This is a genomic window from Marinobacterium sp. MBR-109 (assembly GCF_040547565.1).
GTDB lineage: Bacteria > Pseudomonadota > Gammaproteobacteria > Pseudomonadales > Balneatricaceae > Marinobacterium.
Genome location: NZ_JBEPPZ010000005.1, coordinates 45,676 through 58,512 on the forward strand (window position 1 = coordinate 45,676; position 12,837 = coordinate 58,512).

Annotated in this window: 16 protein-coding genes; all 16 read right to left on the reverse strand. The window is 56.4% G+C overall.

All coding sequences use genetic code 11. The annotated features are described in order from the left end of the window. Positions 1–59 precede the first annotated feature (59 nt). The gene (locus ABIE60_RS08160) at positions 60–815 is read right to left on the reverse strand and encodes a phage tail tube protein (protein WP_354468942.1); all 756 of its coding nucleotides are present in this window, start codon (positions 813–815) and stop codon (positions 60–62) included. Then, complete coding sequence (locus ABIE60_RS08165; protein ID WP_354468943.1) at positions 815–1,231, reverse strand: phage tail terminator protein; 417 nt, start codon at positions 1,229–1,231, stop codon at positions 815–817. The genes ABIE60_RS08160 and ABIE60_RS08165 overlap by 1 nt, the downstream gene beginning before the upstream one ends. Continuing rightward, on the reverse strand, positions 1,231–1,644 hold the full coding sequence (locus tag ABIE60_RS08170) for a gp436 family protein (protein WP_354468944.1): 414 nt from the start codon (positions 1,642–1,644) through the stop codon (positions 1,231–1,233). Before ABIE60_RS08170 ends, ABIE60_RS08165 begins: the two co-directional genes overlap by 1 nt. Positions 1,645–1,647: 3 nt before the next feature. Continuing rightward, entirely contained in the window at positions 1,648–2,064 is a 417-nt protein-coding gene (locus tag ABIE60_RS08175) for an HI1506-related protein (RefSeq protein WP_354468945.1), read from the reverse strand. Positions 2,065–2,149: 85 nt separating this feature from the next. Next, complete coding sequence (locus ABIE60_RS08180) at positions 2,150–3,052, reverse strand: Mu-like prophage major head subunit gpT family protein (protein ID WP_354468946.1); 903 nt, start codon at positions 3,050–3,052, stop codon at positions 2,150–2,152. Between the two features lie 38 nt (positions 3,053–3,090). Further along, positions 3,091–3,522: a hypothetical protein gene (locus ABIE60_RS08185; protein ID WP_354468947.1), complete on the reverse strand. Its 432-nt coding sequence runs from the start codon at positions 3,520–3,522 to the stop codon at positions 3,091–3,093. 56 nt (positions 3,523–3,578) lie between these two features. Then, positions 3,579–4,715: a phage protease gene (locus tag ABIE60_RS08190; protein ID WP_354468948.1), complete on the reverse strand. Its 1,137-nt coding sequence runs from the start codon at positions 4,713–4,715 to the stop codon at positions 3,579–3,581. A 71-nt stretch (positions 4,716–4,786) separates the two neighbouring features. Then, positions 4,787–6,172 carry a KAP family P-loop NTPase fold protein gene (locus ABIE60_RS08195; protein WP_354468949.1) on the reverse strand — a complete coding sequence of 462 codons (1,386 nt, stop codon included), beginning with the start codon at positions 6,170–6,172 and terminating at the stop codon, positions 4,787–4,789. 193 nt (positions 6,173–6,365) lie between these two features. Further along, positions 6,366–6,929, reverse strand: coding sequence for a phage virion morphogenesis protein (locus ABIE60_RS08200; RefSeq protein WP_354468950.1), 564 nt, complete (start codon positions 6,927–6,929; stop codon positions 6,366–6,368). A 114-nt stretch (positions 6,930–7,043) separates the two neighbouring features. Beyond that, positions 7,044–8,303 (reverse strand): PBECR2 nuclease fold domain-containing protein, encoded by a 1,260-nt coding sequence (locus tag ABIE60_RS08205; protein ID WP_354468951.1) that lies wholly within the window; start codon positions 8,301–8,303, stop codon positions 7,044–7,046. Continuing rightward, positions 8,304–9,893 carry a DUF935 domain-containing protein gene (locus ABIE60_RS08210; protein WP_354468952.1) on the reverse strand — a complete coding sequence of 530 codons (1,590 nt, stop codon included), beginning with the start codon at positions 9,891–9,893 and terminating at the stop codon, positions 8,304–8,306. After that, a complete protein-coding gene (locus tag ABIE60_RS08215; protein ID WP_354468953.1) occupies positions 9,887–11,446 on the reverse strand; it encodes a hypothetical protein in 1,560 nt (519 codons plus the stop codon). The genes ABIE60_RS08210 and ABIE60_RS08215 overlap by 7 nt, the downstream gene beginning before the upstream one ends. After that, positions 11,443–11,637 (reverse strand): hypothetical protein, encoded by a 195-nt coding sequence (locus tag ABIE60_RS08220; protein WP_354468954.1) that lies wholly within the window; start codon positions 11,635–11,637, stop codon positions 11,443–11,445. The genes ABIE60_RS08215 and ABIE60_RS08220 overlap by 4 nt, the downstream gene beginning before the upstream one ends. Positions 11,638–11,773: 136 nt before the next feature. Further along, positions 11,774–12,322, reverse strand: coding sequence for a DUF3486 family protein (locus ABIE60_RS08225; protein WP_354468955.1), 549 nt, complete (start codon positions 12,320–12,322; stop codon positions 11,774–11,776). Continuing rightward, positions 12,312–12,539, reverse strand: a complete 228-nt coding sequence (locus ABIE60_RS08230) for a hypothetical protein (RefSeq protein ID WP_354468956.1) — start codon at positions 12,537–12,539, stop codon at positions 12,312–12,314. The genes ABIE60_RS08225 and ABIE60_RS08230 overlap by 11 nt, the downstream gene beginning before the upstream one ends. Position 12,540: 1 nt before the next feature. Beyond that, positions 12,541–12,837 (reverse strand): VpaChn25_0724 family phage protein, encoded by a 297-nt coding sequence (locus tag ABIE60_RS08235; RefSeq protein WP_354468957.1) that lies wholly within the window; start codon positions 12,835–12,837, stop codon positions 12,541–12,543.

Consider the following 12,837-nt stretch of genomic DNA (forward strand, 5'->3'; position numbering starts at 1 on the left):
ATTAATGGAGGTTAAACGGCAGCGGAGGGCGGGTGCCCTCCGGGTGGATCAGGTCAGGTTCAGGCGTCTTCTTCGTCGAAGTAATACGGCGCCTTTTCACCATCCATCAGGATCACATCGCCTTCCAGCGTGGTGCTGACGAACTCGCTGGAGAACAGATCCACAGCTTCGGTCGGTGCAACCGATCCCTTTGGCACTTCCAGTTTGCAGGGCTTGCCCGTTGCGAGGTTTTTGCCATCCAGGTAGATCTTCATATCAATCTTGGAACGGGTGCCGGCGTTGATACGGGTGCCGTTGATGGCGTTGTAGGTGTACGAGATCTTTGCCTCTGATGCGGTATCGGACTCTTTCGCACCGCCCGGCGTGGTGCGAATCATCCCCAAGGCATAGTTAACCTCGTAGGCAGCCGGCGATACCAGGGTGGTGCCATCGCTTTCATACAGCTCCAGCCCTGCCTCAGCGAGGTTGCCGTGGGGCAGTTTCAGCCACTTGTTACCGGCCGGCAGAGAAATATCGGACAGCGTTACATCGCCACCGCCTTGATTGATTGCTTCGGTATCACCCAGCATGGCCAGCGCCAGCAGATCAGCCGGCTGATCATCAAACGCCAGGGAGATAGTGGTCGGCTGCGGAAGCGTCACGGAGTCCAGGGTCTGGCCATAGGTGGCTTTTCGCTTGGAGGGACGCTGCACCTTTTCAGAGGGGCTGTTCAGGGCCAACCGAGTAACGTTGATCGGGCCAATCAGCCCGGTGGATACGCCGGTATCAGTCAAACGATCGATGTATACATCGCCGGCAAGCAGTAATCCGCTCATTATCGTGCTCCTTGGGTTCGGAATTTGATTTCAAATGCCAGTGGGTAGTAGCCAAAGCCGGGCCGAAAGCTGGGCTGTGGCGCGTTAACGCGATTGAGGGGTCCTAACGGTGTCACAACACCTGATAGGGTTTTGACCAGACGGGCCAGCAGCACCCCAGCCTGTTCCTTTTGGCGTAGGTTGATGGCCAGCACCACTGCCCAGTTTTGGGTAACGTGGCCAACGGCTCCGCCTTGGGCCTGCAGCGGTATCCGGTCGCCCCGGTAGATCACATGCACCGCCGGGGTGATCTGGCTGCGCTCTTTCATCTCGGCAAGATCGGTGCTGCTGTATGCCTTGCGGATTCCTTCCACCTGCTCAAGCAGTTGAATCAACTCGCGCTCGGCGGCCAGATAGTCATCGGTGAGCGTCAGCATTAGAAGCCTCCCCCTGGCATTGCCCGCCCACCAGTGATGAACTGCACACTGCCGGCGGTCTCAGCTGTACCGGGGCTGGTCGTACTGATGCCCAGTAATACATCACCCTTGGCTACCGCACGCAGGAACTTGATCGCATCGTCGTAACGCTTGCTGACTTGCTCCAGGGCGGATTCGTCGTACAGCCGGTAGCGGGCAATATCGCAGGCATATGCCTTGATAATGCTGGGCACCGGGGTCAGCGGCACGGCGTAGCCACCCGCTGCAACGTAGCCATTGATCTCACCGCAGGCGTCTTCGATCGAACGATCAATCAGCTCGGTGCCAATCTCACCGCTACCGGTATCGGTCAGCGACAGGATCTCGTCCTCGCCAAAGCGCTGGGTCAGGTCAGTTAGGGTGATGTAAGGCATGAGTTAGGCCTCGCCTGCCTGTGCCAAGAACATTTCCCAAGCATTGGCACGATCCTCAGCAGAGGTACCTTTCGGGAAGTTAGCAGCCTTGGGACTGCGGTCCTGGTTCCACAACCCCGGATCGTTCGGGTCCAATTTGGCAATGATGTCCAGCAAAGGCTGTAGCAAGTTTTCGCCTTCACCAGGTTCTACATCGCTAGAAACATACTCCGGCTCCAGGGCCCCTTCCTGATCAATACCCGCACCTGCCGGATCGGCTGTTTCAAAGTCGCCAAACTCAACCGCCAGGCGTGGTTCCGCCTTGAGCTGTTTGATCTGGTCGTCAGAGAAAAAGCCGTCTGGATACACGGTCGGCTTACTCGGGTGAGCAACGCCAGCGCGTCGGAAACCATTGATTGCAGAACTAATACGAATCGGCATTTCATATATCCTCTCGCTTTGTCAGGTAGCGGGCTGTAGAGACAACCCGCTCCTACTCATTGGGCAGCAGCGCTACCGGCTTTTATCAGGCAGTTGCCAACCAGGGGTTCATGATCAGCTTGGAGGTGTCCATCCACTCGTTACTTTCGCCACCACTGGCCAGCTGGTTTTTCAGGATCTTGAGGGCAGCCCCTTCCAACGTACTTGGCACCATGGTGTGGGTGTGGCGCACCGCCAGCGGACGTTCGTAATCGCCTTTCATGGCCTGCAGGGCCTCACGAGCAGCTTTGTAGTTCTCGGGTGTCAGCGCCTGCTTGGAGCGAACAGCCAGCATCCAGAGGCCGGAGCCAGCGTTGACACGCGCATCGGTACCGAACAGGAACTTGTCCTTCATGAACACTTCGCTGTCGTTCAGGTTCGTGATAGCGCGGAATGTGTAGTCACGGCGGCGCTGGAACACCATCGGCTTGATGGCGCGGCTCAGATCCATGACGTACCAGGCCGGGCCAGTGCCGCCCATGTCGTTGGTTACCGAGATCACTTCGCCTTTCTTATCCAGTACCGGATGGTCGGCATCAAAGAACGGTTGCCCATCGAAGCACATGGGGTTTTTCTCCAGCGCTTCGACCGCCAACTCGTTCGGGTGCTCACGGCTGAGACGACCGAACTCATCGAAGACCGGGCCATACAGGCCATAGGTGTCGTCTTCAATGGCGTCGCGCTCGATGCCTTCGGTCAGCTCGAACTTGCGGTTCTTGATGCTGAAGTCAGCACCTTCCAGGGAGTTGATGACACGATCACCGAGCCACTCACGCATGCGCGGCAGGGATTTGAGCCAGGGGTAGACTTCAACGGCAGTAGTCGATGGCACAACGGTACAGAACATTTCGTACAGCGCACCTTGTTCACCCAGCGAGTTGAAACCCTGCTGGAAGTTGGTGTTATAGGCCTTGAAGAGGGCCTGCAGGTTGGCGGGTGTCATATCCATGTTGGTCGCTCCTGTAGCGTTAATCGGTTAAGACGCGTTTAGAGGTTCGCGCCACTGGTCGGATCGATCAGCACCCAGACGCCCAGATCATCAACATCGTCGATGATGCCGGCGATTGAGCGGGTGGATGTGCCATCGGTCAGGGCCACGGTCTGGTCATCAACCAGGTAGCAAAGGGAACCGATATCGGTTGCAGTGATTTCATCGGCGCCTGCAGAGTTGGCGAAGCGGAAGTAGCCGCGCTCAAACTCAGCGACCTGGTCACCGTTGGCACCGGCGGCGTTGTCCACCTGACTGGTAAAGACGCCCAAGGCGACCAGACCGGTGGCTGTGCTGGCAGGTTCGACATAACCGCTAGCGTTCATCACAGCGATGGTGCCGGCGTAGCACATGGTGGATGCAGCCACCGCGAGTGCGCGGCAAACACCTAAGCGGCTCGGGGTGTTACGGTTCTGGGTAGCAGCGGTCATATCTGCGCTCCTGATTTGACGTTAGAAACAGGCGATGCCTGACGGTTACTCGGCGGTTATTCGACCGGGTTGGCCTTGCGATAGGCTTCCGGTGTCAGGCCCATGGACTTGCAGACCGCCAGCTCTTCAGCGGAAAGACCATCCTTGCCCTGCCCCTTGTCCTTTTCGGTGTCCACGCGGCCCTTCTGTTGCTCCTGGAAGGCTGGCAGCGCCGGGGCGTCCTTCATGTGCGCCCGGCAGGCCGCAAGTCCCTGGGTGCGCAGCCAATCGGCGGTAGCTTTGCCTGCGATCCGACCATCCTGCAGACCGGTCTCGATCAAGGTGTCCAGCTCGGCGGTCTCGCTGCCGGCCTTCAGGGCTGCCAGCTGCTGGTTGGTTTCATCGAACACGGCGCGGGGTACGTACTGACTCATGTCCGGCTTGGTACCGGCCTTGAGTGCGGCAACAGCGGCCACCGGATCGGCGTCATCAGCCAGCTGCAGGGTTTCGCGCAGCTTATTTGTCTGAGCGGCACCGGCTTTCAGCGCAGCCAGGGCCTGTTCGATCTGCTTATCGGTGGTAACGGGCTCAAGGCCCAGCATCTGAATCAAGTCTTCTCGCTTCACGTCGGTATCCTCAGGCTTAGCGGTTGTGGTTGCGGAACGGGCAGCCGCCATACGCGCCGCTGCCAGAGTGGCTACAGCGGTATCAATGGCGGGGGTGTTCGTCAGTGCGACATGCAGCAGGTCCAGCACTTCGCCGGTCTCTGCGTCATAGGGAAAAACGGGGGACAGGTAGAGATATTCCGGGGGCTCTCCATCCGGCCCCGGCGTAATGGACTTTTTGGCAGCGGCGGTCCAGCGCACGCGGCCATACAAACCATCATCGCGCCACTCAAGACTACGTGGGTCTATCCAGCCTGATGCAGGGGCGGGCTTGCCGTTCTGCTCTGCCAGCAGGGTCTGGTGCTCATAGTCAATGACGATATCAGTACTGCGTGCAGATGCTCCGGCCATAATGGCGCGTGCATTGGACTCGGAAAGGAACCAAGGCCCTGCACCAGACAGCGCACCCCTGGGTGCCTCAAAGCGCCCAGCCGGAATCAGTCGGGTGAGATCATCGGTCAAGGCAACTCGCAGCGCACAGGCTGCGACATGAACCGCGCCGGGGTGGCTTGAGAGTGCTGCAATCTGTGTGGGGTTTGAAGTAGTCATGCCGCCATGATGGCGGCATGTCAGGAGGGCTTGGGATTAAAGGGTTTTATGCAATGAGGCATTACCTCTTGCTACTGCAAATACCCCAATGGGGTAATAACTCTGGATCGAAAAATAGACCTATCACGATTCATGCTTGTCAACTGACTCCACATCGACCGATCATAGCTGTCATACACTTCTCTTTCTGAAGCTGTTAGATCATCAGGTTGGTCGGTGTACAGCCATGAAATCAGTCCGTACAGGAAATCAATGATAGACGCATCACCGGGTAGATTTGATGTGTTAAAAAATTTCTGTACATCTTCAAGCGTCGCAAGCCCATTCAGCATTTTCATAAACAACTCTGGATCTAGCACTTTCACACAACATACAAAAGACTGAATCATGGCGATATTTTCCACCTTTCGTCCTGATTCAGGCTTCATAAGCTGATATGCGATGACGTATCCAACAATCCTTTCAACTTCGCGCAAACCTTGCTTCTTATGCGTGCAAATTGCCGACACTGCTTCCATATATTCATGTCTATTCGGAACAGTTTCACCTAAGCCATTAAATAGGTGTTTCACATACTTTTCTATATCACTGGGTTGATCATATGAATACTTTTTATTGATAGGCAACATCATCGAAAGGGTATAGAACTTATGGAGATATCTATTAGCATCAATTCCATTGCCATATGTCGCCCTGACAGACTCTTGCAGTTGCTCTGGGTTGTTTACAAGCACAAACGCAACCTTTGGCACTGAAAAAACATGCTTAATCTTTTCCAACAACTGTAACGCGAAGTCAGGCCTGCACCGGTCAAGCTCATCAATTATAAAAACCAACGGCTTTTCTGAAGCCTCCTCTTGGTGGTCACCTTTTTCATAAATATTTTCAACTACTGCAGACAATACATCCTGGAACTGAACCAACACATCATCCAGCTTAGCTTGCTCAGCAAAGGCTTCATCATACAAGCCATCCACGGCTTCGCTCAGCTGATTCTTAACTTCGCCGACAAGAGTACTCGCAGTTTCATTTGCCAATTCCCCCATTGGTACCAACTGTAAAGCAGTCTTCACCACGGACTTTGAAAGAATTTTGAAGAGCTTTATCGCACCTTCTTTGAATTCTTCAACATCGGAGTGGTCATCAGGCAGCACTTCCGCAGCAAATCTGTACAGCTCGGTAGCCAGTGTCATGAAAGCATCAGAGTGAAAGTCTGATCGAAAAGCATCAAAATAAATGCAGCGAACCCCTTTCTTTTTCTCCACGTGGTGCCGCCACTGGTGAATAAACGTTGTCTTCCCCTCACCCCACGGGGCCTCCAGCGAAACTACCAACGGCCCATCTGTTAGAGTTACAAGGTTTGCTAACGCGATACCAAAGCCTTCGCGTTGAAAAAGATCAGTTCCTTCAAAACCATTGATATTGTCATAGCCTATTGGCTCGGGTACGAGTCGCATAACATGCTCCCTATTGTGCGATTGGAAATCCCATACTGTTGGCACAGCAAGCATGGCGTCAATACCCTTAAAGCTGCCGACCTCCACAACTGTGCCCTGCTTGGCGTTAGAAGCACGTTAGAACCAGCGAACAGCTCAGCAAGGCAGAGTTCGGCGAGAGAAATTAATTCGCCTTGTAGACGTCCTTAGCGACTTATCGCACCCCAAGGATTTCATCCTCCAAAATATCCAGAATCTCCGTCTTGTCCTCCACACCAAACCCAAAATACGGTCTGGCTACCAATGTCCCCTGAAAACTATAGGTTCCAACGTTGACCCATATAGGGAATGGCAGCTCGTTGCCAAACACCTGCGTCATGAGCCTCTGATGTGCCGGAACCTGAATGTTCAAACCTTCGGTGCCGAACTGTTGCGCAGCAGCGTAAGCCTCTGTGCCTGGGCCTGTACTGACACCGGCTTCATTTTTGGACCAGAACGGAAAGATGGTGTCGCGCAGGTGCAGGCTTTGGCCATGCAGGATCTTATCGACCGGAACACCCTGAGCGGCCTTGCGTTTTTTTGTACTCTCGGCCAATGGTGCCCAGGGCGTACCATCGGGGGCAGTTTCGCTGTCGAAGTGGTCGCGGGTTCGCTCATGCAGGTATTCGGCAATTTCCATCATCACCGGCTCGGTATTTTCGGTGACATCGATCAGCCGCCCCAGTACGTCCAGGACCTGTTCGTCTTCGTAGTCAATCTGGATATTGGCTCCGGCCATGCTAATGCCCTATAGTTAGATGGTGGTGTGTAACCAGACCGGGGAAGGCCTCCGAGGGCTATCCAATGACCTGGTCGGTGGTGCAGGTGGCGGAGCGACTGTGCTGCACACCACTTACCCTTCTCCCCTTCGATACAACAGCACGCCTTCTCGTTGGTCTTCCAGGTATTTGATTTTCTCTGGGATGCGTTCTTTACCCCGCTTGCGGTGTGGCGTGAATACAGTGCTGCCAGTCCAAGTGCCTTGCCCATATTCAAATGCACTATAGCCATGCACCTCCTGACCGTTTTCGTCCAGCACCCAGCGTTTGATATAACGCCGTTTAACGCGGTACTTACCCAGGGTTTTGAAGTCTGGTTCCAGCAGCGCCCAAACTTCGTCTGGTTGAATCAAGCCCCGGGCCAGCAATCGCATATAGCGGTGACGGATCTTGTCCTTGCTCACCTTGAAGCTGCCATCGGCATCACGAAACAGATAGTCGTTGATCGCGATCGGCTCGCCAGTTACATCCTTAAATACCTGCTCGCCTCCGAACTCATCTAGGAAGGCTTGAACATACTGTTCATCCGGCAATCCATCTTCCAGCACAGCCGTAGCATTGACGGGTGTTGGCGCTGGCAGGTCGGGCTTGGCCACCGGGCCTATCGGAATAGGTTCAACCTGAGGCGTTTGCCCGGTCTGTTGTCGATGAGTCAGGCTACGCAACCAGCTTTGGCCGGGACGGTGCTCAAAACCCGGATCAATACCCACTGGGATCTGTTTGACCTCACCTGTGCGCTCATCGATAAAATCGCGGTATTCATCCGGCGGCGCGACATCTGGCTCTGTACGACCGTTACGCTGCATCCAGCGGCGAGAACGTGGGAATTTCTTGCACTTGCAGCCATAGCCATTGCTGGGACTATGCACTTTCCACCAAGGGTCATTGGCCAGCAGCACCATGCGGTCCCAAGCCTTGTGTTGTGGTCGGTAGTTCTCGGCACCGGAGTGACGATACTCCATATAGGGAAAGCGCTCCTGGAACTGAGGGTCAGCCATCTGCGCTTCACGCCCGGCGTTATAAGCCTGGCGGATATTGGTTTCGTATATCAGACGACTGCGCCAACCACGGCTACCCTTATAGTCCCAGCCATGCTTGGTAACGATCTCGTCAAAGCGTTTGCGGAAGTCGGCCAGGGTTTCACCGTTGGCGATCGCTGCCTGCAGTGCGCTGGAAAAGCCTTCCACGATAGCGACTTTATTGGCACCGGCCACCATGAAGGCATGATCATGCTGGGCCCCATAGACATCTCGCCAGCCGGTCGTAGGTAGAGGGGCCTTCTGGTTGAAGTAGTCGATGGCCTCCTTGAACGGGAGGCTACCATAGCGGGCCATTTACTCGGCCTCCTGCAGCAGCTCATATCGGCCCGCTAAAGCGGCGGCTTGCAGGGCTTCTGTCATCGCAGAGGCCAGCTGATCAGCGTTCAGATCCAGCGCCAGCAGGCCCTGCTGAATGGCATCAAGACTATCGGCCGTATCGACCAGGTAGCGGATCTGATCAATCATATCCGTCATCGGCTGCTCAGTTGCCTGCTGCAGCTGGTCAACGTACTGGTTGACTACATCGACAGTAGAATCTGTTGGGGCTGCAAGTGCAGCTACAGGCATCGCTGGTTGCCGTGTAACGCCAACTGGTGCCGGTGCCGTCTTGGGACGCAACACCTCTTCATCTTTGCCCGCTTTGGGGATGCCGCTCTTTTCGTGGAACCACCAAGCGGGGATTCGGGCCCCCATATCCACGAAGGTGGGCAAAGTCTCCGACAGGTACTTCAGGTCTTCTGTCTCACCGGTATCCAAATAGAACCGGGGCGCACGTTGCACCTTCTCGATACCGAAGTTCATGGCGGCCATCGGCCAGAGGATGTCGCGGCGAATAGTGCTGGCGTACTGACGCGCATCCGAGCGGATCAGGCTGAGCTGGCCGCGCTCATGTACGTTACCCAAGGCGTTGGTGTTAGTGCCCTCGCCGGTACCGCTGGTGAGGGTGCCTCCCAGGATCGCCTTGGCCTTGGCACGCTCACACCAGTCCATCATGATTTTGTAGATATCGGCACTGGCGCCCTTACCCGCAGCCTCCATGAATTCGATACTCATACCATCGGGAATGATGCCGGCCGCATCCTTGCCCATGCTGACCACGGCACGCAGCAGCGTGGCTTTCTCTTTGGGAGAGGCATTCTTAGGGAACTTACCCACCCGGGCGGGCAGACCGTATATCTCCAGCAGCTGGGCCAGATCACCCAAGGCATAGTTCTGGAACAGGTAGGGCCAAACCAGCATACGGTGCAGGCCCATGCGGGCCACATAACCACCCTTGGCACGATGCCGGTGTTGCACCCAGCCCAGTGGCCACAGCTCGGTACCTGTCGCACTGTGATCGCGCAGGGTGAGCTGGTTTTGGTCATCAGGGTGCAAGCGGAACCAACTGTGCGGGCACAATTCGGGCTGCTCGATGTAGCGCAGAGACCCATCACGGGACCAGGGCAGTGACAGGTTGCTCCAGCCATGGCCGATGCCTTCGCCCAAATCAAGGATCAGGTCTTCCACCTCCAGCCCACTGAACACTTCAATGGCATGGTCTGTCGCCTTGCGCTCTTCTGAGGTCGCGTTGTCTGGCGGGACAATCTGCCATTCACGCTCGGCAGCCAGCTGACGACGCTTGCCCAAGTCGGCACCGATCTGGGCGTCTTTCTCTTCCATGTCATCGAACAGCTCGTGCTGGGCCTTGATGTCACCCTGTTCAGCCGCTTCGAGGATCTCGTACAACTTGGCGGGGGTCAGCCCCTTGCTGGGATGGTCAGCAAATTCGCGCTTTAATTGGCCAATGGCACCACGCCCAGCACCGTCATCATCGGTTTGCTGTTCGTCCAGGGCTTGGGTGTCGGCGCGGAACAGGCGGCGCACCAGAGTGCGGACATTTACCATGCACCACCTCCAAAGTCAGTTGAGTAGTCGTCGTCATCGTCGATGCGGGCAGTGCCGCCACGGGGTACAGGAATAAAGTCGATCACGGTGGTATCGGAAAGGCTGGCGGCATGTGCCAAACAGAGCGCGATAGCGGCATCGCCATGGCGGTCCTTGCTGTTGCCGGTTTTGGTATCAGGTAATTTGGGAACGCCCTTGATCACCTGCAGGGCACCCAGATCTGAGGCCACATCCTTGTCTCGGGGGATAGCGATACCGTCATCTTCAAACGCCGCTTTGAAGCGGGGCATATTCTCCAGATACCAGCTCTGGGAAAGCATCACCGCTTCGATCCGGCCTGCGCCATACCTGTCCACCGCCTGCTCGGCCAGATATTGGCCATTGCCTCGGGCATCCAGCTTGCCGGCACTGAGACGCGGTAAGCGATCCACCACGTAGAAGAGCACCTGCTCCTGCTGCTTGAACGGTACATTGCGCAGTTCGACCAAGAAGGGAACGACTCGCCTGAGCTGCTGGGTGATAGCCATCGGTGTGATAACGGTGAGGTCGGCGGTACGCCCAAAGTCTTCACCGAAGCAGTGCTCCAGGGTCGGGTCCAACAGCTCCAGCAACGGCAGCAACTCACGATGGCACCAGTCGTTCATCTCGGCTGCACGCAGATGCTCCGGCCAGGCGTTGAAAGCAGCACTGCCTTCAAATCGGATGACAGGGACATCCACCATACGTGCCTCAATCAACGCTCGGGACAGGTACGCCCCGCCGCCCTGCTTGGGTACGCAGTAGTACTCCTCCAGCGCGTCCTCTTCGGTGGCGGTGTCTTTCAGCAGGCCCGCTTTCCACTCGTCCTCAGCGGCTTGCGTCCACTCCTTGCGGGTTATTTGGCATATGCGGCGGTACAGGCCTTCGGCACAGGCATCATCCAGCGTTATGGTGTGGACGCTATAACGCTTGCGGCCCGCAAGGCTGTCCTGAATTAGCTGGTTAAACAGGTTGTCGATGCCGTTATGGGTGCTGATCAGGCGCACCTTGGCGCCCCACATGGTAAGGGCCAGTGCGGCCTTGAGCACTTCGGCCAAGCGGTCTTGGAAGGCGGCTTCGTCGATGGTGACGTTGCCCTGCATACCACGCAGGTTGCTGGGGTTGGAGCTGAGTGCCTGCACCTTGAAGCCGGAAGCGAAATAGACAACAAAAGTTAATATGTCCTTGTCGTCATCCTCCAGCACTTCTTCCTGGATCTCGCCTGCGGCACGGTCGAAAGCCTTGGCCCACATAGCCACGGCTTCGATGAACTCCCGCGCCATCTCCTTGTTGCTGCCCACATAGAAGTGGTTGGTGCCGCCATCCCTTTTAGTGGTACTGGCACAGAGGCAAGCATCGGCCGCTTCCGCCCAAGTAAGCCCTGTTCGACGGCTTTTTTGACCGATTTTGAGCGGGGAGTCGTCGGCGATCCAGCGCTTTTGGTAGCCCAGCAGCACTTCATCGGCGCTGAACTGCTGGATGTCAGCAAGGCCTGCGGCTACGGCTTCAGCGATGGCGGATTGTTGGAGGTTCATACCAGCCCCTCAGCATCAACCGTTACACTGAAGTGTCCATCCCACTCATGGCGCTTGGTCTCTTCGTACCGCTCTTTCAGCTCCCGCGTAAAAGCATCCATCATCACATCAAATGTCGGGTAGTAGGTTTTGCCATCATCTGTTGTAACGATGAGACCATTATTGATTTTCTCGACCTGGTAGGTAGCCATCACGCCCCTCTCATTTCCCAAGCGCACCATACGGCATTAAACAAGGCCGCAACCGCGAACGGGTAATGGCCTGCAAAGGTACTGGTCAACACACACCACATCAGACCTGCGCCAACAGCGTGATAAAAGTAAGTCATCACGCAATCCCCAGTATCTGTGCCTTGATCTGCGCCACGCTGTCGGCGGTCAGGCCCTGCTGTTTGGCGGCTTCGTCCACGGCGGTGGCGGCCTCTTCGGCCATCTGGCGACGGATCTCGCGTTCGCGTTTCTCGTTGGTGCTGGCTGCCTCTTCCAGGTGCTTGATCGCCAGGGACAGCTCCTTCAGCAGCTTCGGGTGCGGCGGTTCGGCGTCTTCCGACATCTGCAGAGCGGTTTCAAATGCCATGGTGCGGGTGAATTCGTTGAGCAGCTTGCCCACCTGCCCCTGGGGCTGGTTGCCCAGTTTGCCGATCCACATATCAGCGATCTGGCGCGACTGGCGCATCTTCTCGCCGATGGCGTCCATGCGCTGGCTATAGCGGTTGACTGCGCTTTTGCTCAGGCGGATCTCGTGCGCTTCCGCTTCCAGCAAGGCGTTGACCTTCTGGGTGGCTTCCAGCTGGTTAACGGTCGGATCACGCAGCAGCTCATGCAGGGCGTCGCGGATCTCGGCGGGTAGCAGGTCTATTGAGGATTTACGCGCCATCTTCTTTCTCCATCGATTGCATGTACTCCTCACGAATACGCTGAACAGCCTTCTGGAATTCGCGGTCTGCTTGGGCGCTTTCGGGGTCTTTCTTCCGCATGTATTTCTGAAAGCCCTTCATCCCCTCAATGTTTGCCTCTATGTCGCCGTATACAAACCAGCGGGCAAACGCAGCGATCACTTTCTTCTGGGCGGCCGTTAAGGGTTTAAGTGCCATATCAAGCCCCCGGCCCCGGTCGTTTCACGCCGGGTACTTGGGCACGGCCGTTGGCCACATCCAGCCCGCGTTGGGTCAGGGTTACCACCAGCACGGAGTTCATTTCCTCCACTTTCACCAGATCCTGTTCGGCCAGCCAGACAAGGTCGGTATGCAGGCGGTCACGGCTGACGTTGTGTCCGTAGAGTTCAATGCCGCGCTGCAGGATGGAGGAGTTGGCGCGGTAGTCGGAGTCCTCGGCCAGCAGGCGCAGGATCACCAGGCGGCGGTCTTCCTGTTCAAATTGTGCGAATGCCAT